22 protein-coding genes are annotated in these 23,553 nt (G+C 63.9%); 9 read left to right on the forward strand and 13 right to left on the reverse strand.

The window, feature by feature from the left end; translation table 11 throughout:
• Nucleotides 1-6 precede the first annotated feature (6 nt).
• On the reverse strand, nt 7-783 hold the full coding sequence (locus tag O7B34_RS03305) for a DeoR/GlpR family DNA-binding transcription regulator (protein ID WP_337144845.1): 777 nt from the start codon (nt 781-783) through the stop codon (nt 7-9).
• Between the two features lie 419 nt (nt 784-1,202).
• Here O7B34_RS03305 and O7B34_RS03310 point away from each other — a divergent pair, with 419 nt between their 5' ends.
• Together O7B34_RS03310 and O7B34_RS03315 are read left to right on the forward strand one after the other, a co-directional pair.
• Complete coding sequence (locus tag O7B34_RS03310) at nt 1,203-2,090, forward strand: phosphotransferase family protein (protein ID WP_337144846.1); 888 nt, start codon at nt 1,203-1,205, stop codon at nt 2,088-2,090.
• On the forward strand, nt 2,087-4,540 hold the full coding sequence (locus O7B34_RS03315) for a GcvT family protein (protein ID WP_337144847.1): 2,454 nt from the start codon (nt 2,087-2,089) through the stop codon (nt 4,538-4,540). The genes O7B34_RS03310 and O7B34_RS03315 overlap by 4 nt, the downstream gene beginning before the upstream one ends.
• Here the strand turns inward: O7B34_RS03315 and O7B34_RS03320 are convergent.
• Nucleotides 4,537-5,169 (reverse strand): class I SAM-dependent DNA methyltransferase, encoded by a 633-nt coding sequence (locus O7B34_RS03320; RefSeq protein WP_337144848.1) that lies wholly within the window; start codon nt 5,167-5,169, stop codon nt 4,537-4,539. The genes O7B34_RS03315 and O7B34_RS03320 overlap by 4 nt on opposite strands.
• A 94-nt stretch (nt 5,170-5,263) precedes the next feature.
• On the opposite strand from O7B34_RS03320, the gene O7B34_RS03325 reads away from it, so the two are divergent.
• Nucleotides 5,264-6,166, forward strand: a complete 903-nt coding sequence (locus O7B34_RS03325) for a phosphotransferase family protein (protein WP_337144849.1) — start codon at nt 5,264-5,266, stop codon at nt 6,164-6,166.
• 135 nt (nt 6,167-6,301) lie between these two features.
• Here O7B34_RS03325 and O7B34_RS03330 read toward each other — a convergent pair whose 3' ends face one another.
• On the reverse strand, nt 6,302-7,225 hold the full coding sequence (locus O7B34_RS03330; RefSeq protein ID WP_337144850.1) for a DMT family transporter: 924 nt from the start codon (nt 7,223-7,225) through the stop codon (nt 6,302-6,304).
• A gap of 82 nt (nt 7,226-7,307) precedes the next feature.
• Nucleotides 7,308-8,588 carry an amidohydrolase family protein gene (locus O7B34_RS03335; protein ID WP_337144851.1) on the reverse strand — a complete coding sequence of 427 codons (1,281 nt, stop codon included), beginning with the start codon at nt 8,586-8,588 and terminating at the stop codon, nt 7,308-7,310.
• A gap of 150 nt (nt 8,589-8,738) precedes the next feature.
• Here O7B34_RS03335 and O7B34_RS03340 point away from each other — a divergent pair, with 150 nt between their 5' ends.
• The gene (locus O7B34_RS03340) at nt 8,739-10,493 is read left to right on the forward strand and encodes an ABC transporter ATP-binding protein (RefSeq protein WP_337144852.1); all 1,755 of its coding nucleotides are present in this window, start codon (nt 8,739-8,741) and stop codon (nt 10,491-10,493) included.
• A 42-nt stretch (nt 10,494-10,535) separates the two neighbouring features.
• On the opposite strand, the gene ilvD is transcribed toward O7B34_RS03340, so the two are convergent.
• A complete protein-coding gene (ilvD, locus tag O7B34_RS03345; protein WP_337144853.1) occupies nt 10,536-12,380 on the reverse strand; it encodes a dihydroxy-acid dehydratase in 1,845 nt (614 codons plus the stop codon).
• A 242-nt stretch (nt 12,381-12,622) separates the two neighbouring features.
• On the opposite strand from ilvD, the gene O7B34_RS03350 reads away from it, so the two are divergent.
• Nucleotides 12,623-13,090 (forward strand): VOC family protein, encoded by a 468-nt coding sequence (locus tag O7B34_RS03350; RefSeq protein WP_337144854.1) that lies wholly within the window; start codon nt 12,623-12,625, stop codon nt 13,088-13,090.
• Between the two features lie 167 nt (nt 13,091-13,257).
• Here the strand turns inward: O7B34_RS03350 and O7B34_RS03355 are convergent, their stop codons facing one another.
• The 3 genes from O7B34_RS03355 to O7B34_RS03365 all read right to left on the reverse strand — a co-directional run bounded on the left by O7B34_RS03355 (nt 13,258) and on the right by O7B34_RS03365 (nt 16,473).
• Nucleotides 13,258-14,850, reverse strand: a complete 1,593-nt coding sequence (locus O7B34_RS03355; RefSeq protein ID WP_140509158.1) for a peptide chain release factor 3 — start codon at nt 14,848-14,850, stop codon at nt 13,258-13,260.
• A 100-nt stretch (nt 14,851-14,950) separates the two neighbouring features.
• Nucleotides 14,951-15,880, reverse strand: a complete 930-nt coding sequence (locus O7B34_RS03360; RefSeq protein ID WP_337139071.1) for a haloalkane dehalogenase — start codon at nt 15,878-15,880, stop codon at nt 14,951-14,953.
• A complete protein-coding gene (locus O7B34_RS03365; RefSeq protein WP_337144855.1) occupies nt 15,877-16,473 on the reverse strand; it encodes a TetR/AcrR family transcriptional regulator in 597 nt (198 codons plus the stop codon). The genes O7B34_RS03360 and O7B34_RS03365 overlap by 4 nt, the downstream gene beginning before the upstream one ends.
• A gap of 120 nt (nt 16,474-16,593) precedes the next feature.
• Here O7B34_RS03365 and O7B34_RS03370 point away from each other — a divergent pair, with 120 nt between their 5' ends.
• Nucleotides 16,594-17,667 carry an NAD(P)/FAD-dependent oxidoreductase gene (locus O7B34_RS03370; RefSeq protein WP_337144856.1) on the forward strand — a complete coding sequence of 358 codons (1,074 nt, stop codon included), beginning with the start codon at nt 16,594-16,596 and terminating at the stop codon, nt 17,665-17,667.
• A 53-nt stretch (nt 17,668-17,720) separates the two neighbouring features.
• On the opposite strand, the gene O7B34_RS03375 is transcribed toward O7B34_RS03370, so the two are convergent.
• Both O7B34_RS03375 and O7B34_RS03380 read right to left on the reverse strand, forming a co-directional pair.
• Nucleotides 17,721-17,945 carry a hypothetical protein gene (locus O7B34_RS03375; protein ID WP_337139067.1) on the reverse strand — a complete coding sequence of 75 codons (225 nt, stop codon included), beginning with the start codon at nt 17,943-17,945 and terminating at the stop codon, nt 17,721-17,723.
• Nucleotides 17,946-18,044: 99 nt separating this feature from the next.
• Nucleotides 18,045-18,284, reverse strand: a complete 240-nt coding sequence (locus O7B34_RS03380) for a hypothetical protein (RefSeq protein WP_337139066.1) — start codon at nt 18,282-18,284, stop codon at nt 18,045-18,047.
• A gap of 323 nt (nt 18,285-18,607) precedes the next feature.
• Between O7B34_RS03380 and O7B34_RS03385 the strand changes: the two genes are divergently transcribed.
• On the forward strand, nt 18,608-19,558 hold the full coding sequence (locus tag O7B34_RS03385; RefSeq protein ID WP_337144857.1) for a hypothetical protein: 951 nt from the start codon (nt 18,608-18,610) through the stop codon (nt 19,556-19,558).
• Nucleotides 19,559-19,563: 5 nt separating this feature from the next.
• Here O7B34_RS03385 and O7B34_RS03390 read toward each other — a convergent pair whose 3' ends face one another.
• The 3 genes from O7B34_RS03390 to O7B34_RS03400 form a co-directional block, all read right to left on the reverse strand.
• Entirely contained in the window at nt 19,564-20,943 is a 1,380-nt protein-coding gene (locus O7B34_RS03390; protein WP_337144858.1) for an amidase, read from the reverse strand.
• 331 nt (nt 20,944-21,274) lie between these two features.
• On the reverse strand, nt 21,275-22,075 hold the full coding sequence (locus O7B34_RS03395; protein WP_337144859.1) for a class II glutamine amidotransferase: 801 nt from the start codon (nt 22,073-22,075) through the stop codon (nt 21,275-21,277).
• 15 nt (nt 22,076-22,090) lie between these two features.
• Entirely contained in the window at nt 22,091-22,339 is a 249-nt protein-coding gene (locus tag O7B34_RS03400; RefSeq protein WP_337129261.1) for a DUF6356 family protein, read from the reverse strand.
• A gap of 113 nt (nt 22,340-22,452) precedes the next feature.
• Between O7B34_RS03400 and O7B34_RS03405 the strand changes: the two genes are divergently transcribed.
• Entirely contained in the window at nt 22,453-22,923 is a 471-nt protein-coding gene (locus O7B34_RS03405) for an Lrp/AsnC family transcriptional regulator (protein WP_337129262.1), read from the forward strand.
• A gap of 96 nt (nt 22,924-23,019) precedes the next feature.
• Nucleotides 23,020-23,505: a dUTP diphosphatase gene (dut, locus tag O7B34_RS03410; protein ID WP_140760788.1), complete on the forward strand. Its 486-nt coding sequence runs from the start codon at nt 23,020-23,022 to the stop codon at nt 23,503-23,505.
• The last annotated feature ends 48 nt before the right edge of the window (nt 23,506-23,553 follow it).

Consider the following 23,553-nt stretch of genomic DNA (forward strand, 5'->3'; position numbering starts at 1 on the left):
CTTCGGCTAAATTCCCGCTTCGCCGCCGGCAATGCTGAGCCGCGCGCCGGCCTGTGCGAGGGCGGCAGCAATGTCATGCGGCGGCGCGCGATCGGTGGCGAGTTCGGAAAAGCCGTCGAAGCCGCAGACCTGGACCAGGCCCTGGCGGCCGAACTTCGTATGATCGGTGACGACGAGCGAGCGCTGGCCGCGCGACAGCACCATGCGGGCGAATTCCGCCTCGTCCAGATCAAAGTCCATGACACCCGTCACCGCATCCACGGCGCCGGTGGAAATGATGGCGTGGCTGACCGAGAAGCGGCTGACGAACTCGATCGCCGACGTCCCGAACGCGGCTCCTGAATCGCTGCGCAGCTCGCCGCCGGCCATATAGACCTTGTTGCCGTTGATGGTGGCCAGCGTGCGGGCGATATCAGACGAGTTGGTGACGACCGTCAGGCGCCGGTGACCGAGCAGTTCGCGCGCCAGGAACGAAGTCGTGGTGCCGGTGTCGAGCATGATCGATTCGCCGTCGCGGATGGTGGCGGCGACCATGCGCGCGATGACGCGCTTGGCGTCGGCATGCTCGCGCATGCGCCGTTCGAATGGCGCTTCGCCGATCATCGACGGCAGGCCAATGGCGCCATGCATCTTCAGAACCGAGCCGTCGCCGGTGAGCGGCTTGACGTCCCGCCGCACGGTTTCGAGGGAAACGCCCAACCGGTCGGCCAGACTGGCGATGGTGACGGTTCCCTCTTCCTGCAGCAGCCGCAGGATCTCGCCATGCCGTTTCGAGTGGATCATATGTGCGCGTCCCGGAATTTGCCCGCTTCCAAGGCATTCCTAACGCTTTTTAAGGAATTTCCCATGCTTTCGGGCAAAATACCCAAAAAAAGTCACATCTTTTTATTGACAGAAGAGCAACCCTGGCGTGAAATCCAACCTCAACAGGGGTTCGGAGCTGCAGCGGGAGGATGATTGGCAGAGCCGCAACTCATTGACCAGGCAGCCTGCAATGTGTCTGGCGCAAGGAATTTTCAGATCCGCGGGGGCGGATGCCGGGCTCAAAAACCTGGCCAAGGGGCTCGTCGGTGCGGTGCGGGATACCGATCCTGGCGTCCCGCACCGACGAGATTGTTTGCGTCTCTCCCCGACGTCGTTGCGCTGCCCAGGGCGCCTTGGCGAAACCCGGCAAACCAGTCCAGCAAACCAGGGATGATCCCGTGATTGCCGAAGACCGCATCCGCGCCCTGCCCTGCTGGACGGGCGCCATCGAGATCGCGCCGCTGCCCGGCGGCTTGAGCAACGCGAATTATGTGGTCACCGACACGGCCGGCAAACATGTCGTGCGCTTCGGCCAGGATTATCCGTTCCACCATGTCTTCCGCGAACGCGAGGTGATGACCGCGCGGGCGGCTCACGCCGCCGGGTTCGCGCCGGCGGTCCACTATGCCGAACCAGGAATCCTGGTGACGGCGTTTCTTGGCGCCAAAACCTATCTGGCCGAGGACGTGCGCGCCAATCTCGGACGCGTCGCGGCGCTGATGCGCGGCTTCCATCGGGAGATGCCCAACCATATCTCCGGCGCCGGCTTCATGTTCTGGGTGTTCCACGTCATCCGCGACTACGCGCGCACGCTTGAAGAAGGCGACAGCCGCAAGCGTGGTGACCTGCCGCGCTTTCTGGCGCTGGCCGACGAACTGGAGCGCGCCCAGAAATTGCTGCCGATCGTCTTCGGCCACAATGATCTTCTGCCTGCCAATATTCTCGACGACGGCAGCAGGCTGTGGCTGATCGATTTCGAATATGCCGGCTTCAACACGGCGATGTTCGACCTCGCCGGCGTCGCTTCGAACGCGGGCATGAGCGATGAGGAATCCTTCGCCTTCCTGACCGCCTATTTCATGAAGGAACCGGATGAGGCGATCCGCCGCTCGCACTCCGCCATGCAATGCGCCTCGCTGCTGCGCGAAGCGATGTGGAGCATGGTGTCGGAACTCTATCTCGACGCGCCCGGCATCGACTACGTCGCCTACACCGAGGAAAACCTGGTGAGGCTCGACGCGGCACTGGAAAGCTACCGGACAAAATACGGGATCCTGAAATCATGACCTTGCCTAGCCAGGCCGCGATCGTCGTCATCGGCGGCGGCATCATCGGCTGTTCGACGGCCTATCATCTGGCGCGCGACCACAAGGCCGACGTGGTGCTGCTCGAACAGGGCAAGCTGACCTCGGGCTCGACCTGGCATGCGGCCGGCCTGGTCGGGCAATTGCGCTCGTCGGCGTCGATCACGCGGGTACTGAAATACTCCGTCGACCTCTACAAGGGGCTGGAAGCCGAGACCGGGCTCGCCACCGGCTGGAAAATGACCGGCTGCCTCAGGCTCGCCACCAATGCCGACCGCTGGACCGAGTACAAAAGGCTGGCGACGACGGCGAGAAGCTTCGGCATGGACATGCAACTTCTGTCGCCCGCGGAGGTCAAGCCGATGTGGCCGCTGATGGAGACCGGCGATCTGGTCGGCGCGTCCTGGCTGCCGACCGACGGCCAGGCGAGCCCTTCCGACATCACGCAGTCGCTGGCCAAGGGCGCGCGCATGCATGGCGCCAAGCTCTACGAGGGGGTGTGTGTCACCGGCTTCGAGATGAAGGGCGACCGCATCACGGCGGTGAAGACCAATCAAGGCGACATCGCATGCGACAAGGTGGTGAACTGCGCTGGGCAATGGGCGCGGCAGGTCGGCGCCATGGCCGGCATCAACGTGCCGCTGCAGCCGGTGAAGCACCAGTACATCATCACCGAGAAAATCGCGGGGCTGGCGACTGACGCGCCGACGCTGCGCGACCCCGATCGGCGCACCTATTTCAAGGAAGAGGTCGGCGGGCTGGTGATGGGCGGCTATGAGCCGAATCCGCAGGCCTGGACAACCGGTCTCCCCGGAGGCGACGTGCCCGACGACTGGGAGTTCCGGCTGTTCGACGACGATTACGATCATTTCGAGCAGCACATGGCTCAGGCGATCGCGCGCGTGCCGGCGCTGGAGACGGTCGGCGTGAAGCAGATGATCAACGGGCCGGAAAGCTTCACGCCCGACGGCAATTTCATCCTCGGCGTGGCGCCCGAATGCGCCAACATGTTCGTCGGTGCCGGCTTCAACGCTTTCGGTATCGCCTCGGGCGGCGGCGCCGGCTGGGTGCTGGCGCAATGGGTGGTCGAGGGCGAGGCGCCGCTCGACCTGTGGGTGGTCGACATCAGGCGCTTTTCCAACCTGCACCGCGACCGGCAATGGGTGTGCGAGCGCACGCTGGAAGCCTATGGCAAGCACTACACGATCGGCTTCCCGCACGAGGAGTACGTCAGCGGCCGGCCGCGCATCGTCTCGCCGCTGTATGAGCGGTTGAAGCAGCGACGCGCCGTGTTCGGCTCGAAGCTCGGTTGGGAGCGGCCGAACTGGTTCGCGCCGAAGGGCGTCGAGCCAAAGGACCTCTATTCGATGGGCCGGCAGAACTGGTTTGCCGCCGTCGGCGACGAGCACCGGCACGTGCGCGAGCAGGTCGGCATCTTCGACCAGTCGTCCTTCGCCAAATATGAGCTGAGCGGCCCCGAGGCGGCCAAGGCCCTTGACTGGATCTGCGCCAACGACGTCAGCAAGCCGGTCGGCCGACTGACCTACACGCAACTCCTTAACACGCGCGGCGGCATCGAGGCCGACCTGACCGTGTCGCGGCTGGCCGAGGAAAAATTCTACATCGTCACCGGCACCGGTTTCCGCACCCATGACGCCGCGTGGATCAGCGACCATATTGGCGGAGGCCTCGATGCCCAGCTCGCCGATGTCACCGAGGATTTCGGCACGCTGTCGCTGATGGGGCCGCGCGCCCGCGATGTGCTTTCGGCCGTGACCAATGCGGATGTGTCGAATGCCGGCTTCCCGTTCGGCCATGTGCGGGAAATCGTCATCGCGGGTCACACGGTCCGGGCGCTGCGTGTCACCTATGTCGGCGAACTGGGCTGGGAGCTGCATGTGCCGATTGCCGCCACCGGCGAAGTCTTCGACGCGCTGATGGTGGCCGGCGGGAAGCACGACATCCGGCCGATCGGCTACCGCGCGCTGGAATCGCTGCGGCTGGAAAAGGGCTATCGCGCCTGGGGCTCCGACATCACGCCCAATGACACACCGCTGGAGGCCGGGCTGGGCTGGGCGGTCAAGCTGCGCAAGAACACTGACTTCGTCGGACGACGCGCACTTGAGAAAGTTGGCGGCGCGTCCCTGACGAAGCGCTTTGCCGGCTTCACGGTCGACGATCCGGAAACCGTGCTGCTCGGCCGCGAGACCATACTGCGCGATGGCGAGCCGGTCGGTTATCTGACCAGCGGCGGCTATGGCTACACGGTGGGCAAGAACATCGGCTACGGCTATGTGCGCAATGCCGACGGGGTGAGCGATGATTTCCTCGCCTCGGGCAGCTATGAACTGGTGGTCGCGATGCAGCGGACGCCGGCTCAAATCTGTCTTGAGCCGCTATACGACCCGGCAATGGAGCGCGTGAAGGCTTAACTCACGCGCAAAGCGAGGCCACGGCTGGGAACGGTATCGGCCTCGCCAGGCATCGAGACGTAGGGACGTGTTTCCTCAATGCGGACGACTAGGCCTTGCGCCTCGAGTTCGGCGATGCGCGCGGCAAAACCCTGATCCCACAATGTGTTCTTGACCGTCAGCACGATCAATCCGCCCGGCCGGCAGATGCGGATCAGTTCGTCCAAGCCGTCAGCGCCGACATGACCCAAGGTGAACACACCGGCCGAGATGATGCCGGCATAGGTATCCTTGGCAAAAGGCAGGTCACCGCCGAGTGCCAGGCAATGCAGCGCCGAATAGACGCCCTTGCGCGCGGCCTGATCCAGCATGCCCTGTGAGATGTCGAGCGCCTCGACCTGGGGATAGCCGGCAATATCGAGCCATTCGCCGATCAGCCCGGTACCTGCCCCGGCGTCGAGCAGCGGGGCCGAACCGCGCGGCAGATGGCGCGTCAGCAAGGCAAGGCAGATCGTTGGATGACGGTAACCCGCGGCCGACATGTCGGCGTCATAGGTTTGCGACCAGCGGTCATAGAGTGCCGCCACCTCTTCCGGGCGCTTGGCCGCGTAGGCCTCGCCGAGCGCGCCTTGATGTTTGCTTTCCGTCACGTGTCGACCAATCCCTCGTCTTGCCGGGATGATAGCCAAACGGCGAAAATTGTGGAACCGTTGTCGCAAAGAAATAGCGCGTGGGGACGCAGGCATGGCGACAGACGAGGCGCGGGCAAAACTTGCCGCCATTCCGATGCTGGGCGGCTACACCGGGCCGCTGGAACGGCTCGGCGGCCTGACCAACCTCGTCTTCAAGGCCGGCGATTACTGCCTGCGCATTCCGGGCAAGGGCACCGAGGAATACATCAACCGCGCCAACGAAGCGGTGGCGGCGCGCGAGGCGGCAAAGGCCGGCGTCAGTCCCGAGGTGCTGCACGCCGATGCCGCCACGGGCCTGATGGTGACGCGCTACATCGCCGATGCCGAGACGATGTCGCCGGAGAAATTCAGGGAGCGGCAGGGCAGTCCGGCCCGGGCGGCCGAGGCCTTCCACAAGCTGCACGCGTCCGGCGCGATGTTCCCCTTCCGCTTCGAGCTGTTTTCGATGATCGACGACTATCTCAAGGTGCTGTCGACCAGGGATGTCGCCCTGCCCGCCGGCTATCATGACGTGGTGCGCGCGGCCGGCAGCGTGCGCTCGGCCCTGGCCGTCCACGCCTTGCCCCTCGTCGCCTGCCATTGCGATCCGCTATGCGAAAATTTTCTCGATACGGGCGAGCGGATGTGGATCGTCGACTGGGAATATTCCGGGATGAACGACCCTCTCTGGGATCTCGGCGATCTCAGCGTCGAAGGCAAGTTCGACGCGGCCCAGGACGAGGAGTTGATGCGCGCCTATTTCGGTGGCGAGGCGAAGCCGGCGGAGCGCGGCCGCGTCGTCATCTACAAGGCGATGTGCGACCTGTTGTGGACGCTATGGGGGCTGATCCAGCTCGCCAACAACAATCCGGCCGACGATTTCCGCGCCTATGCCGACGGCCGCTTCGCGCGCTGCAAGGCGCTCATGGAGACAGAGGAATTTTTGCGGCACCTTGCTGCCGTACGCCAGGGCTAAAGCGCGGCATTGGGCACCCGAAATCCGGGCCCTACAGCATGTCGCGGCGAACGGGATTCGCCGCGACATGCTGTAGGCTTCTGGTTTTATGCATGTCGTTGTCCCGGAACCGAGGACACTTCCGGGCGACATGCATTAGTTCACACCTTTCGGCACGTTCTCCGGCGGCACCGTGGTGTCGACCACTTTCTGGCGATGGAAGATGAACAGACCGGCCAGAACGATGATGCCGGAGCCGATCAGGATGCGCGGGCCGGGGGCGTCGCCGAAGAACACCAGCCCGAACACCACCGCCCACAGGAGCAGCGTGTAATGCAGCGGCGCCAGCGTCGAGGCCGGTGCCAGTTTCAGCGCCCGCGTGATCATCAGATGCGCGCCGCAGGAGACGATGCCGAGCAGCAGCATGGCGCCGAAATCAAGAGCCGACGGCGTCTGCCAGGCACCGATGGTCAGCACGCCGCCAACCAACAGCGTGCCGATCGTCTGCCATGTCACCAGATTGGTGTCGCTGGTGCCGCGCAGGCGCCGGTTGAGGATGATGGCGAAGGCGAAGGCAAGGCTGCCGATAAGCGCGAAACCCGACGACAGCGAAAACGCGGCAGAGGACGGTTTCAGCATGATCACCACGCCGCAGAAGCCAAGCAGGATCGCCACCCAGCGGCGCCAGCCGACCTTTTCGCCAAGCAGGAAATGCGATAGCGCCGCCACATAGATCGGGCCAGCCATGTAGAAGCTCATCACATCGGCAAGCGGCAGAAAGACGACGGCGGCGTAGAACAAAGCGGTGTCCAGCGTCGTCGCCACCACGCGCAGGACCTGCAGCCCGGGCCGTTCCATCTGGAACAGTCTGCCAGCGCCCTGGTTGGCGATCATCGGGCCGAGCACGATGAAGGCGCCGATAGAGCGGATCAGCACCACCTGGCCGACGGAAAAGCTGGCGACCAGCCATTTGCCCATCGCGTCGTTCAGCGCAAACAGAAAGTCGCCCGCCAGCATCAGCAGGATGCCGGCCAGAAGCACATTCTTGACCATCGAATTCCGGGCGACGGGCTCAACCATGCCCGGCTCCTAGACGCAAGCGCCAACTTTGACGAGTGGGAATCGAAGAAACGGTAAGACCAGCCGCGGGAATCGGCTGTATCTACCCGGATTTGTGCCGCCGGTTCACCTGCGGCGGCCTGCCGGAGATCGAAAGCCTGGTATCCTGCCTTGTCCGCTCCGCCACCACCTTGCCCCTGGCGATGACGCAGATGCGCTCGGCGCGCAGGCGCAGGGCCTCGATCGGATTGCCGGCATCGAGGATCACCAGGCTGGCGCGCTTGCCGACAGCCAGGCCAAGATGATCGAGGCCCATGATCGCGGCGTTGACGGTGGTGACCATGTCGAAGCAGCGCGCCATGTCGGCGGGGCTCGACATCTGGGCGACATGCAGGCCCATGAAGGCGACGTCGAGCATGTCGGCGGTGCCCAGCGAATACCAGGGATCGAGCACGCAATCCTGACCCCAGCCGACACGGATGCCCAGCGCCTGCATTTCCTTGACCCGCGTCATGCCACGCCGCTTCGGGAACGTGTCGTGACGGCCCTGCAGCATGATGTTGATCAGCGGGTTGGGGATCGCCGAAACCCCGGCCTCGGCGATCAGCGGCAACAGTTTCGAGACGTAGTAATTGTCCATCGAATGCATGGAGGTAAGGTGCGAACCGGCCACCCTGCCCTGCAGGCCCAGCCGCTGCGTTTCATTGGCCAGTTGTTCAATATGACGCGACAGCGGGTCGTCGGTTTCGTCGCAATGCAGGTCGACCATGAGGCCGCGTTTCGCCGCGATCTCGCACAATTCCGTCACCGAGCGGGTGCCGTCGGCCATGGTGCGCTCGAAATGCGGAATACCGCCGACGATGTTGACCCCCATGTCCAGCGCGCGAATGGTGTTTTGGCGCGCCGTCGGCGAGCGATAGAACCCGTCCTGCGGGAAGGCCACCAGTTGCAGATCGATATAGGGGGCGACGGCCTTCTTGACCTCCAGCAGCGCCTCGACCGCCAGCAGTCTGTCGTCGCAGACGTCGACATGGGTGCGGATGGCCAGCAGCCCCATCGACACCGCCCAGTCGCAATAGGCGAGCGCGCGATCGCGCACCGCTTCGTGCGTCAGGAGCGGCTTCAGTTCGCCCCACAGCGCAATGCCCTCGAGCAGCGTGCCCGACGCGTTGATGCGCGGAAGACCATAGGAGAGTGTGGCGTCCATATGGAAATGGGGATCGACGAAAGGAGGCGAGACCAGATTGCCACGGGCGTCGACCTCGGTCCGCGCGGAACCCTCGAGCCTCGGCTCGATCGCCGCGATCGTCTCGCCGCTGATACCGATGTCGGCTATGCCGCCATCCGGAAGCGTGCCGCCACGAACGATTAGGTCGAAATCCATCTCTCATCATCCCGCTTGAAGAATCACAGTTGCATCGTGTCTCAAAAGACAGCCTGCCGCAGCGGTTTCTTTCCATGGCGGCAAAGGTTCCCTCCGGCGGCAACTCCCTCTATAAGCCGCCTTCGTCGTCCCGGCATCAAGGATCAGCCGTTGTTCCGCTTCTTCCGCTCGACGGAAAACCAGCGCCTCGTCGCAAGGCTGCTCCGGGAATCGTTCCGGCAGCACAGGGCCGGCTACGCCGCCGCCATCCTGTCGATGCTGGTGGTGGCCGGCATGACGGCCGCCAGCGCCTGGATCCTGCGCGAAATCACCAATGAATTCGTGATCGACAAAAGGGTCGATCGCGTCAACATGATTGCCGTGGCAGTCGCCGCGATCTTCATCGTCAAGGGCATCGCCAACTTCGTCCAGGCCTACTTCATGAGCCGGGTCGGCAACGCCATCATCGCCGAACGGCAGCGCAAGATCTATGACCGCATCCTGGCGCAAGGCATCGAATTCTACCACTCGACCTCGTCGTCCGACCTGATCACCCGCATGACCAACAATGCCCAGGCGGCGCGCAACGTGCTTGACCTCATCGTCACCTCCTATGTGCGCGACCTGGTGACGCTGGCTGCCTTGATCGGGGTCATGGTCTGGCAGCAGCCGGCGCTGTCGCTGATCTGCTTCGTCGTCGGTCCGCTGGCCATCTATGGCGTCAACCGCATCCTGAAGCGTGTGCGCAAGTTCGCCGCCATGGAGTTCCGCTCGGTCGGCCAGATCGTCCAGGTGATGCAGGAAACCGCGATCGGCGTGCGCGTGGTCAAATCCTTCAACCTCGAAGGCTTGATGCGCAAGCGCATGTACAGGGCGGTGTCCGATGTCGAGGACCGGGCCAACAACATCGCCGCGCTGGAAGCGGTGACCAATCCGGTGATGGAAACGCTGGCCGGCCTGGCGATCGCCGGCGCCGTCATGGTCAGCGGCTTACTGGTTCTGAAGGGCGGCCAGATGCCTGGCAACATCATGGCCTTCATCGCGGCGCTGCTGCTTGCCTATGAACCGGCAAAGCGCCTCGCGCGCGTCCGTATCTCCCTGGAAAGCGGCATTGTCGGCGTGCGCATGATGTTCGAACTCGCCGACCAGCCGCTGACGCTGGCCGAGAAGCCGGATGCAAGGCCGCTTCATGCCGGACCTGGCGAGATCCGGTTCGACGCCGTCAGCTTCGCCTATCAGAATGGCCCGCCAGTGCTTGACCGGTTCGACCTGGCTCTCGCGGCCGGCAAGATGACGGCGCTGGTCGGCCCCTCCGGCGGCGGCAAGTCGACGATCCTGAACCTGATCATGCGCCTATATGACCCGAAGAGCGGCAGGGTGCTGCTTGACGGACAGGACATCTCCCACGCCACGCTTGCCTCGCTTAGGGAAAAGATCGCCTATGTCAGCCAGGACACGTTCCTGTTTGCCGGCACGATCATGCACAACATCCGGCTTGGGCGGCAGGATGCGACCGACGACGAGGTGATCGCAGCGGCCAAGGCGGCCAACGCGCATGACTTCATCATCGCGCAGGCGAAAGGCTACGAGACGGATGTCGGCGAGAATGGCGGCCTTTTGTCGGGCGGCCAGCGCCAGCGCATCTCGATCGCCCGCGCCATGCTGCGCAATGCCGAAATCCTGCTGCTGGACGAAGCGACCAGCGCGCTCGACGCCGAATCCGAGGCGCTGTTCCGCGATGCGCTGCAACAGCTGACGGAGGGGCGCACCACGATCGTCATCGCCCACCGCTTGTCGACCGTGCACCAGGCCGACACGATCGTGGTGCTGGAAGCCGGCAAGGTGGTGGAAAGCGGCCCGCACAAGACCCTGCTGGGGCAAGGCGGGCTTTACCAGAAGCTTTATGAGTATCAGCTGATGCCGTGAGGTTTTTTCCTTCTCCCACAAGGGGAGAAGGAAGAACCGCCCTTACTCCGGCACGTGCCTCACGGCCCCCTTGTCGGCGCTGGTGGCGAAGGCAGCGTAGGCGCGCAGCGCGGTCGTCACCTTGCGCTTGCGCTTTTCCTGCGGCTTCCAGGCGTCCGCGCCCTTGGCCTCCATGGCCGCCCGGCGCGCATCGAGTTCCGCGTCGTCCACGGCGAGGCGGATGGTGCGGTTCGGGATATCGATCTCGATCGTATCGCCCTCCTGCACCAGACCGATCAGTCCGCCTTCCGCCGCTTCAGGCGAAGCATGGCCGATGGACAGGCCTGACGTACCACCGGAGAAGCGGCCATCGGTGACCAGCGCGCATGCCTTCCCCAAGCCCTTCGACTTCAGATAGCTGGTCGGATAGAGCATTTCCTGCATGCCGGGGCCGCCGCGCGGTCCCTCATAGCGGATGACGACGACATCGCCAGCCTTGATCTCATTGGCAAGGATCGCCTTGACCGAAGCGTCCTGGCTTTCGAAGACGCGGGCCGGACCGGTGAATTTCAGGATCGACTCGTCGACGCCGGCCGTCTTCACGATGCAGCCGTCGAGCGCCAGATTGCCTTTCAGCACGGCTAGGCCGCCATCTTTCGAGAAAGGCGTCTTCGCCGAGCGGATGACGCCGGTCTCGCGGTTCGTGTCGAGATCGTCCCAGCGGCGGTCCTGGCTAAAGGCGACCTGCGTCGGCACGCCGCCGGGAGCGGCGAGGAAGAAGTCGCGCACACTCTGGCTCGAGGTGCGCGAAATATCCCAATGGTCGAGCGCTTCGCCGAGGCTGGCGGTATGCACCGTCGGCAGATCGCGATTGATCAGTCCGGCCTCGTCGAGTTGGCCGAGGATGGCCATGATGCCGCCGGCGCGATGGACGTCTTCCATGTGCACGTCGGACTTGGCCGGCGCCACCTTGCAAAGGACAGGCACCCGCCGCGACAGCCGGTCGATGTCCTCCATGGTGAAGTCGAGCTCGCCCTCATGGGCGGCGGCCAGGATGTGCAGCACCGTGTTGGTCGAGCCGCCCATGGCGATGTCGAGGGTCATGGCGTTTTCGAAGGCGCCCTTCGAGGCGATGCTGCGCGGCAGTGCGCTCTCGTCATCCTGCTCGTAGTAGCGCTGGGCGAGATCGACGACGAGATGGCCGGCCTCGACGAACAGACGCTTGCGGTCGGCATGTGTGGCCAGCGTCGAGCCGTTGCCGGGCAGCGACAGGCCGAGTGCCTCGGTCAGGCAGTTCATCGAGTTGGCGGTGAACATGCCCGAGCAGGAGCCGCAGGTCGGGCAGGCCGAGCGCTCGATGACTTTGACGTCTTCGTCGGAGATCTTGTCGTCGGCAGCGGCCACCATGGCATCGACCAGATCGAGCGCCTGCGTCTTGCCGGCCAGCACGACCTTGCCGGCTTCCATCGGCCCGCCCGAGACGAAGACGGTCGGGATGTTGAGGCGCAGCGAGGCCATCAGCATGCCGGGGGTGATCTTGTCGCAATTGGAGATGCAGACCATGGCGTCGGCGCAATGCGCGTTGACCATGTATTCGACGGAATCGGCGATCAGCTCGCGCGACGGCAGCGAATAGAGCATGCCGTCATGGCCCATGGCGATGCCGTCGTCGACCGCGATGGTGTTGAATTCCTTGGCGACACCGCCGGCCTTCTCGATCTCGCGCGCGACCAGCTGACCGAGGTCCTTCAGATGGACGTGACCGGGCACGAACTGGGTGAAGGAATTGACCACCGCGATGATCGGCTTGCCGAAATCACTGTCCTTCATGCCGGTGGCACGCCACAGGCCGCGGGCGCCGGCCATGTTGCGGCCATGGGTGGTGGTGCGGGAGCGATAGGCGGGCATGTCTTTTCCTTGGTGGCTGGCCGCGCCGGGCGCGGCGGCGCTGAATTTTGATCGCAGGGGTTATAGACGCGCAACTATGGTCTGGCCACAATTTTGCAATGCGCCAGATTCTCCGGGAAAATTCGATGCCACTGTCGGATCGGGCGTCTCATGGCCGTCCTTGGGCAGACGGCAACAAATGGCGCCAAATGCTGGAGTCGGCCGTTTCATTGTAGCAGCAAGAAGCAACCGAGGAACACGACATGCAAAAGATCACCACCTGCCTGTGGTTCGACGGCCAGGCCGAAGAAGCGATGAACCACTACGTCTCCATCTTCAAGAATTCGAAGGTGCTGAGCGTGCTGCGTTGGCCCAAGGGTCACGCCGATGAGGGCAAAGTGCTGCTGACCACGTTCGAGCTCGACGGCGTGCCGTTCCAGGCGCTCAATGGCGGCCCCAACTTCAAGTTCAACGAGGCGATGTCGCAGTCGATCGACTGCAAGACGCAGGAAGAAGTCGATTACTTCTGGGAGAAGCTCACCGAGGGCGGGGAGCCCGGCCCCTGCAGCTGGTTGAAGGACAAGTTCGGTGTTTCCTGGCAGGTCGTGCCGGAACAGTTGCCGCGCCTGCTCCTGGATCCGGACAGGGCCAAGGCCGGCCGGGTGATGTCGGCGATGATGCAGATGGGTAAGATCGATATCGCCAAACTGGAGGCGGCGGCGAAAGGGTGAGAGGCGCGATTCCCTTCTCCCCTTGTGGGAGAAGGTGGATCGGCGCGCAGCGCCGAGACGGTTGAGGGGTGTTCCAGCGGAGTGAGACGCTGGCATTCCCTGGAACACCCCTCATCCGCCCTTCGGGCACCTTCTCCCACAGGGGGAGAAGGGAAAGGCCGCGGGCCTCAAGCCGCCTTGTCTCTCACCTGATAATCCTTGATCGTGGCGAAGCGGATCGCTTTCCAGCGCTCGGCTTCGTAGTTCAGCGAGAAGGCGTGCTGGGCGAGGAAGACCGGGTCGTTGTCGAGGTCGCGGGCGATGTCACCGCGATGCGCCTCGATGAAGCGAAGCACCTCGGCCTTGTCGTCGGCCGAGATCCAGCGGCAGACCGAAAAGCGCGACATTTCGAATTCGACGGGCAGCGTGTATTCGAAATTCAGACGCTCTTTCAGCACGTCGAGCTGCAGGGCGCCGACGACGCCGACGATGGCCGGTGAGCCGTCCTCTGGCGAGAACAGCTGCACGACGCCTTCCTCGGCCATCTGGTGCAGCGCTTCCTTGAGTTTTTTCGCTTTCATCGCGTCGCCGAGGCGGACACGACGCAGGATTTCGGGGGCGAAGTTCGGCACGCCGCGAAACAGGATTTCCTCGCCCTCGGTCAGGGTGTCGCCGATGCGCAGCGTGCCGTGGTTGGGGATGCCGACGACATCGCCGGCGAAGGCTTCGTCGGCGGTGACGCGGGTGCGGGCGAAGAAGAATTGCGGCGCCGAGAGGCTCATCGGCTTTCCCGTGCGCACCAGCTTGGCCTTCATGCCGCGCTCGAGCTTGCCCGAGCAGACGCGCACGAAGGCGATGCGGTCGCGGTGGTTGGGATCCATGTTGGCCTGTATCTTGAAGACGAAGGAGGTCATTTTTTCCTCCGTCGCCTCGATGGTGCGGGTGTCGGCCTCCTGCGCGCGCGGTGGCGGGCCAAAGGCGCCAAGCGCCTCGATCAGGTCGCGCACGCCATAATTGCGCAGCGCCGAGCCGAAATAGACCGGCGTCAGATGGCCCTCGCGAAAAGCGTCGATGTCGAGCGGTCGGCAGGCTTCGCGCGCGAGTTCCAGTTCCTCGATGAAGGCCTCGCGCTCGTTTTCCGGCAGCAGGCCGGCAACGCGGTTGGAATCGGGACCGTTGACCGGCGTGCGTTCCTTCTCGTCGTCGCCCTTGCGCACGGCGTTCAGCGCCAGGTGATAGGTGCCGGAAAAAGTCTTGCCACGGCCAATCGGCCAGGTGATGGGCGCGGTGTCCAGCGCCAGCTTCTGCTCGATCTCGTCCAAAATCTCGAACGGATCGCGGCTTTCACGGTCCATCTTGTTGACGAAGGTGATGATCGGGATGTCGCGCAGCCGGCAGACCTCGAACAGCTTCAGCGTGCGCGGCTCGATGCCCTTGGCGGCGTCGATGACCATGACGGCCGAGTCGACCGCCGACAGCGTGCGATAGGTGTCGTCGGCGAAATCCTCGTGGCCCGGCGTGTCGAGCAGGTTGAAGACATTGTCCTCATATTCGAACGTCATCACCGAGGTGACGACCGAAATGCCGCGCTCGCGCTCGATCTTCATCCAGTCGGAACGCGTCTGGATGCGGTCCTTCTTGGCCTTGACCTCGCCGGCAAGCTGGATGGCGCCACCGAACAGCAGCAGCTTTTCGGTCAGCGTCGTCTTGCCGGCGTCGGGATGGGCGATGATCGCGAAAGTGCGGCGGCGCGCCACTTCCTCTGGAATAATTTCGGGCATTCTCTTGGGATTTCCGTGTGACAGGCCGGGCTTCTAGCAGCGCAGCGCCGGGCTGTCGACCGGTCCGGCGGCGTGAACGCCGCCGGTTGCATGGCTTGCTTCAGGCGGGTTCGTTCATGCGGCCCGCCTGAACGACCCCCGGAAGCCAGCCGGCGATAGCGCTGCCGATCGTGTCGGCATGATCCTCCTGCAGGTAGTGCGCGCCAGGCCCGAGATCGATGAAACGGCAGTTCTTCAAGTTGGCCGCGAATTCGCGTGCGGCCTGCGGTGAGATAAGCGCGCCTGGATCGCCGGCGAACAGCAATTTCGGATAGGTGGACAGCCGCAGCGCCCGATGGTCGTGTTCGCTGATGGCGGCGACGTCGGCGGGCTGGCCCTCGATCGGCAATTCCCGGGGCAAACGCAGCACCGGCCTGCGCGATCGCGGCGTCGGGAACGGCGCCCGGTAGACGGCCATCTCTTCGTCGCTCATTGTGCGCAGCACCGAGGCCGGCAGCAATTTTTCGACGAAGACATTGTCTTCCAGGACCAGCTTCTCGCCGACATCGGGCGTACGCAACGCCTTGAACATTTCGCGAGCTTGCGGACGCTGGTGAAAGTCCTCCCAACGCTCGAAGGGCCGGATGAACTCCATGAAGGCGAGGCCGAGGACGCGGCGCGGCCACCGCGCCGCGAGATGGAAGGCCAGGGCAGTGCCCCAATCCTGGGCGACCAGAACCATGTCCCTGATGTCGAGCGCGTCGAGAAAGGCGTCGAGGTAGCGGACCTGGTCGAAGAAGCGATAGTCGATATCGGGCTTGCCGGATTGGCCATAGCCGATCAGGTCGGGCGCGATACAGCGCCCGAACGGCGCCACGTGCGGGATGATGTTGCGCCAGATATGCGACGAGGTCGGATTGCCATGCAGGAACAGCACAGTCGGACCGGACGCGCCGGCCTCGACAAAGGACATGGTCGAATCGAGGACGGCGATTTGCGAACGTCTCGGTGCGGCGACGCCCGCCTGAGGCATGTCGGCTTTCGAAGTCATGGGATCGGCTCCTTTCCAAAGACTGTGCTGAAGATGATCTTCTTGAACCGCTCGAGCGGCTCGGGGCTACGCTCGACTTTCATACGCAGCATGGCGCCTTGCCAGGACGACAGCAGGAAGTCGGCAAGGTCCTCGGCGTCGAAGGCTCTCGTGATGTCACCGGTCGCCTGGCCTTCGGCGATGCAGGCCGCGAAGGGCTGACGCCAGCGCTCGAAGATAGCGACCAATCGCAGGCGCAGCGGTTCGCTGTGCACGGCGGTCTCAAGACTGAGATTGCCGATCATGCAGCCGCGCGCCCAATCATGCGCTTCAAGCTTCGAGGTGATGAGATCGAGATAACGGCGCAGCCTGCCGACAGGCGGGGTCCCATCCTGCGCCAGCGCTGTTTCGACCAGTCCGCTGACATAGGCGAAATAGCGGTCCACCACTTCGCCAACAAATTGCTCCTTGGAGGCAAAATGGTTTGTGAAGGAGCCCGGCCGGGCGTCAGCCGCGGCGACGATGTCGCGCACGCCGGCGGCGGCATAGCCCGAGTCCCAGATGGTCTGGAAACCGGCGTCGAGGAGTTTTTCGCGGAGTGATTGTCTAGCCATGGCCATATAATACGTACGTACGTATTGATGTCAAGTTGCGTTTTTTATGGCATTCGATGTTGGCAAGCGGCGGACAGGATGGCACTTGGATGACATGTCACCTTGGGATCAGAAACGAACATGAGCGCCGGCAAACAAGTGATCGTCATCGGCGCCGGCATTATCGGTGCGTCGATCGCCTGGCACCTGACCAAAGCGGGCGCCCAGGTAACGGTCGTCGCCGACAGCAAGGCCGGGGGTGTCGCGACGCCCAATTCCTTTGCCTGGATCAATGCCAGCTGGGGCAATCCGGAGCCTTATTTCCGGCTGCGCAGCCGCGCCATGGCCGAATGGTCGCGGTTGGCGAGAGACCTGCCCGGCCTGCCGCTCAACTGGTGCGGCGGCCTATGCTGGGATCTATCGGCGGCGGATATGGAAACCTATGCCGCGGAGCACTCAGCCTGGGGCTACGGCATCGAGCGCGTCGACCGTACAGGCGCGGCGCGCATCGAGCCGAATCTCGCCGAACCGCCGGATTTCGCTTTGCATGTCGCCAAGGAAGGTGTTGCCGAGCCGGTCGCAGCCACCAAGGCCCTGCTGGCCGATGCCGAACAGCGCGGCGCGCGCATCCGTTCCAGTACGGTCACGGCGCTGATCCAGACCAATGGCAGGATAACCGGCGTGGGCACATCGCATGGGCTGATTGCCGCCGACGAGGTGGTGATCGCGGCAGGCGTCGGCTCGCCGGACATTGCCGCGACCGCCGGCATCAACCTGCCGATCGAGACGCCGCCCGGCCTGATCGTCCATTCGCGGCCATGCAAGAAGCTGCTCAACGGACTGGTGCTGGCTGAGCGGCTGCACATGCGCCAGACGGCGGAGGGCCGCATCATCGCCGGCTCGGACTTCGGCGGCGCCGATCCGGGGATGGATGCCAAAGCCACCGCCCGCGCGTTGTTCGCGGCCACGACAGCCATGTTGCGCGACAGCGACGGACTTGAGCTGGATTTCCACACGGTCGGCTACCGGCCGACACCGATCGACGGCTTTCCGATCATCGGCCGCGCCGAGGGCATGGATGGCGTCTACATAGCGGTCATGCATTCCGGCATCACGCTGGCGCCGGCCGTCGGCCTGTTCGCCACGCGCGAAATCTTTGGCGGCGAGCGCGACCCGCTGCTGGCGCCTTACGGACTCTCGCGCTTCGCTCAATAGCCGGGCGGCATGGCCGCCAGTCAATGACCGTCGACCGGCGCTGCAGCAACTGATTACTGGAAGTTGAGATACAGCGCCGGCGGGTATTGCATCCCGTCGGTGGCCGGCGCCTTTGTGCCCGCGGCCGGCACGATCCCGCCTGTCGACCTGTCGTCAAGCGGCGGGCGGGTCGCCTCCACCTTGGCGGCATTGTCCTGCGTCACCGGAATTTTTTTCTTGGCTTCCGCGGCCTGTGACAGGGCAAGCAGCACGAGCAGCGCGGACAGAACGGTTTTCATGGCGATTTCCTCTCTGGCTTCAAGGCGCGCCGCATTCGTGCGTTGCGTCCAAGCCCACGTCTTCATGCAAGTCATCACGACACCGTGCGGCTTGGCGGCTCATGGCCTGAAACCGGATTGGTCGAGCAAAGCGACCTGCTTGCCATCGACATAGAAACGGATGGCGTGCGCTTCATTGTCGACGTCAATGCGCGTCGGCTTTGCAGCGATCGCCGTTGCGCCCTTGGTATATTTCGAGGGGAAATCGCCGGCCGGCGCGTATCGGAAAAGCAGCGCCAATGCGATGCAGCCCGCGGTAAATACAATGAACGTCAGTCTGGAAGAGGCGTTTGCGGTCATCCGGTCATTCCTTCAATTGAGGTGGCGTTACGGTTCGGTTGCCCAAGGCTTCTCAGCCTGGTTTCGCCGTTGCTCGATCGGAGCGAGTCACAGCCCTGCAAAGGAAAGGACTACGTTCTCAGCTAACGCTCAGAATGTTTGCTGACGATTTGCCCCTTGCCCTCCGCCAGCTTAGCGCCGGCCCAAGGAGCGGAAAGGGAGCACGCGCGGAACGCGGTGGAATTCTCTGGAATTGCTGGAATATTAGCAAATGGAAAAGTAACGATGGACGTCTGGCCACGGCGTGTTATGGCTGAAAACGAGCAGCAAAAGGCAGCCGCCGCATGGCACAGCACATTGCGCAGAAATTACGGCTGACTTCGGCGTTGTTGGGGACCGTAACCCGCAAGGATTTGGCGGCGGCTTTCCGGACCGTCAATCCAAAGACTGCTTTCGATCTCGGACGCGCCGACAAATGGTTGCAGGGCCGCGCCCAACCGCGCGAACACAGCGTCTATGACGATTGGGCGAAGCTGCTTGGCCTGGAACAGCAGGGCGCATGGATCGCCGACTGCGATCTTTCAGGCTTCACGGCCGCCATCGCGGCCCGTCACAACATCGACAAGGCAGAGCTCGACCGCCGCGTTGGCGCCCAGTTCGAGACCTCGTCCGGTCACGACGAGCGCAGCTTCGCCTTCACGCTCGCCGGCACCTACGCGTGCTATTCGCGCGCCTGGTCTCCCTATCACCGCGACCAGTTGATCAGGGGTATCCTATCGGTCGAGGCGGGTCCTGGCCTGCATGGTCTGACCGCTACCTATCGCGAGACCTTGCCGACGGGGCAATTGGTTCTTGGCGGTCCGGTTACACCGGCCAAGCGCGCGCTTTACGTGCATCTCAAGGAAGCCGGTGGCGACGCCCAGTTCTTCATCAGCCTGTTCCCGCAGTCGCAGCCTGGAAGTGTGCTTGGCGGCTATATGTGCGGAACCGCCATCATTGGCCCGGAAGCGCAGCCGTCGACGACGAGGATCCTCATCGTGCGGCTGCGCGATCCGGCACCCGGCGCCACCTCACGGGGCGGATATTTGCAACTGGATCAATCGATTTCAGGCGATTTGGCCTCGCTCGGCATGTCCATCGAGCACCCGGAGCAGATCGACATGCAGCTCACCCGGTTCCTCGTTGGAGGCAGCGACGGCGGCGTCCACCAGGTCCCACCGACCGAGTTCCGCGCCATCCTCGACGTCTTCGACCGCCATTGGCTGACGCATTCGAGTGCCGGGCAAAACCCCTGAAATGACTAGCCAGCAGTGGCGCGCGGCCGGCGAAAGCCGCCGGCCAGCGGTTCCATCGCCTTGGCGACGGCGAGCAGCCACGCCTCCGACCAGCGTCCGCCGACAAGCTGCAGGCCGATCGGCAGGCCGTCGCTGTCCTGCCCGCAAGGTATCGAAAGCGCCGGGTGGCCGCTGTAGTTGAAGACGGCGCCGTAGGCCGGCAACATCCAGTAGCTCTGGTCCTTGCCGTCGACTTTGATCGCGGTGCCCGGCGCACAATGCGGGAATGCCGTGATCATGGCGACCGGGCAGAGCAGCGCGTCCCAATCCTCGAAGAACCGGTCCCAGGCGAGAATTGATTTGTCGCGGCGGGCCAGCGCCTCGAACCAGCGCGAGACCGATGTCGGCTCCTCCGACGGTTCCTGCTGCGCCGCCTCCATCATCATGCCGATCAGCGCGCCGCCCTGGGCAAGATCGTCGTGCAGGTCGAGCTTGGGCAGTTTCGCTTCCTCGATGATGGCGCCGGCGTCTTGCAGTCGTCTTGCGAGATTTTCGACCGCGGCACTGATGCCGCCGGCCACTGGGAACCCGGGAAAGGAGGGCGCGAAAGCGATGCGCAAAGTTTGGAGGTCGAGCTTCGGCATGGCCTCGACCGGCATCGGCGCAAGGTCGGTGTCGCGGTCGTCTGGGCCGGCGATGATCCGATAGATCAACGCCAAATCGTCGATGCTGCGCGCCAGTGGGCCGAGACAGGACATCAGCCGCACGCTACGCGCCGCACCGCCTGGATCCGGAAAGGCTCCGGCCAGCGAAACGCGATGTTCCGTCGGCTTCAGGCCGTAGACGCCGCAGAACGCCGCGGGAAGGCGGATCGAGTCCTGCATGTCGGTGCCGACGTCGAACGGTGTCATGCCTGTGCAGACGGCGGCAGCGGCGCCGCCGCTGGATCCGCCCGGGGTGCGCTGGAGATTCCAGGGATTGCTGGTGCGGCCGAACAGCGGATTGTCCGATTGCCAGTCGGAGAGCATGGTGGCGACATTGGTCTTGGCCATCAGCACACCGCCGGCTGCCTTCAACCTGGTAACGACCGGGCTGTCCTCTTTCGCCACATAGTCGGCGAAGGGCGGGAAGCCTACCGTGGTTTTCATGCCAGATGTCTCGTGCATGTCCTTCAGCGTGAAGGGAACGCCGTGCAGCGGCCCAGGTGTGGCACCGCGCGCCAGTGCCGCGTCGGCCTTCCCGGCACGCTCGCGAGCCCCGTCCCTGTCGAGCGAGATGACGGCGTTGACGGCAGGGTTGTGCCTGTCGATCTGCGCGAGGTGGGCGTCAAGCGCTTCGACGGCGGAGATTTTGCGCGCGGCGATGGCGGCCGCGAGATCGGTGGCTGTGGAAAAGGCGAGGTCCATGATCAAGGCTCCGGCTTGCTGCCGCCTGCCCGTCAACATGGCGGACAGCGGCGTGGCTTCAAGCGGAGTTGAGCATTCATTGGAGGCCCGCGCTTGATTGGGATTGCGTTGAGGTCGGCACTCTACGGCGCCCCCCTCTGTCCTGCCGGACATCTCCCCCACGGGTGGGGAGATTGGCAGCGTCGGCTCCGGCGCTTTTTTCTCCAACGCTGAAAATTGGCGAAAGCCGTCGTGATATCCGATCTCCCCCCTCGTGGGGGAGATGTCCGGCAGGACAGAGGGGGGCGCTGTCCTGCCAGCATTGCCGATTTGAGACACCGGCGAAGAAGACTTACCCGGCCAGCGCCAGCTTCGCCGCGACCGGAGCGAACGGGCGAATGTCGATGCCGTCCCTTGTCATGGTGACGAAGCTCGATGGCGGGATCGCCTGCCAGTCGCCGCCCTCGCGATCGAAGGGTTCGGAAACGATGCAGCGGCCAGCGCCCTTGCGGAAGATGGACGTGTAGAGCGTCGGCGCCTGGGCGTCGGAGGCATAGCGCACCGCATGCAGCGCCTGTCCGTCGGAGAAGGCGGCGGTCAATTTCAGCGCCGGCTCGAGACCAGCGCGGCGCGAGGCTTCCAGCACGCGGGAGGTGGCGCGGGAAACGGCGCCTTGCGGGTCGGACGAAAGCCCTTCGTCGATCATGAGCAGAAAAAACAGTTCGGAATCGGTGGTGCCTTCGCGCTGGTCGAAGACAGCGTCGGACAGCGAGTTCTCCAGCGCGCGGCGGATCTTCTCGAAACCGCCGATCTGGCCATTGTGCATGAACGACCAGCGGCCGGAGATGAACGGATGGCAATTCATGCGGCTGGTGGCGCCGCCGGTCGAGGCCCGCACATGGGCGAGAAACAGGCCGGATTTGATCTGCCGGCACAGGCTCTTCAGGTTGGGATCGGACCACGCCGGCAGGATGTCGCGGTAGAGACCGGGCTCCGGCCGGTCGCCGTACCAGGCAAGGCCGAAACCATCGCCATTGGTCGGCGACTTCGCTTCCTGGGCGCAGTGGCTCTGGGCGATCAGCGAGTGACAGGGCGCCGTGAGGATGTCTTCGAGAAAGACCGCTTCACCGAGATAGGCCGCCCACCGGCACATCGCTTCCGTCTTCCTTTAGGCGCGATCCGGAAGAGCAGCGGGCTCGTTGATCGCGTGTGTGCCTCTGTTGTGCGTCCGCTCGTAGAGCTCGCGAATGATTCGGCTGGCGGTAGTCTCAAAGAGAAATGGCAAGAAAGCGTGAACAAATGCTGCTGCCGCCGCCATCAGCAGGCGCGACGAAAACCATGCGGCGAAGGCCATATGGCCGAAATAGGTTTCGCCGACCTTGGCCGGATGAGAGGTGAAAATCCTTGCGACCGACATGCTGGTTCCCCTTCAGCGCTTGCGTTCCGATATGAGTATCCTGACACGCCTCACCGGTTCATTGGTCCCAAAATATCCTTGTATTTTGCGACTTCATGGGACAAATATCCCACATGACACTGGCGATCGACGAAATTGATCGGAAGTTGCTCGCCGAACTGCAACGCGACGGCACCTTGTCGGTCGACCAGCTGTCGGAGCGGGTGGCCTTGTCGCGCAATGCCTGCTGGCGGCGCGTCAAGCGGCTGGAGGAAGCTGGCGTCATCACCGGCCGCGTGGCGCTGGTCGATGCCGAGAAGCTCGGACTTGGCCTTTCGGTGTTCATCCTGATCCGCACATCGAACCACGACCCGGACTGGCTGCAGAAATTCCGCGCCGCGGTGGCGGGTTTGCCCGAGATCATCGGCGTCTACCGCATGTCCGGCGATCTCGACTATGTGCTGCGCGCCCGCGTCGCCGACGTGAAAGCCTATGACCGGCTCTACCAGCGGCTGATCGCCAAGGTGGCATTGTCGGATGTTTCCGCCTCCTTCGTCATGGAGGAGATCAAGGAGACGACGGTGGTTCCGATGGAAGTGCGTTGAGCCGTCCTCAGGCCACAGTGATGCCCGAAAGAAAGCCGTTGATAGCCCTGCGGTCGAGTTGACCGAATCGGCAATCGCGCCGATAGGATCGATTTTATGCGCGCAGCCCTTCAAACACCTTCCGTCATCGGTCCGACCGTCGGCTTCGTCAGGTTGCCGCATGGTGAGGGTCTTCCGCTTCCCGCTTATGAAAGCGCCGGCGCCGCCGGCATGGATTTGCGCGCGGCGGTGCCCGAAGACCGGCCGCTTCTGATCCTGCCGGGCAAGCGCGCCTTGGTGCCGACCGGGCTGATCCTGGAAATTCCCGAGGGCATGGAGGGCCAGGTGCGGCCACGCTCGGGCCTTGCCTTCAAACATGGCCTCACCGTCCTCAATTCACCCGGCACGGTCGACAGCGACTATCGCGGCGAGGTGAAGGTGCTGCTGGTCAATCTCGGCGACGAGGACTTCGCCGTGACGCGCGGCATGCGGATCGCCCAAATCGTTTTCGCCGCCGTGACGCAGGTGGCGGTGGAAGAGCGTTCGCTGGCCGGCGGCACGGCGCGCGGCTCGGGCGGATTCGGATCGACCGGCACCGCCTGATGCATGGCTGTGTTTCGGCATATCGAACCGATTTGTCGCGTAGACTGA

Origin of the sequence: Mesorhizobium sp. Cs1299R1N3 (assembly GCF_037179625.1) — a bacterium.
Lineage (GTDB): Bacteria > Pseudomonadota > Alphaproteobacteria > Rhizobiales > Rhizobiaceae > Mesorhizobium > Mesorhizobium salmacidum.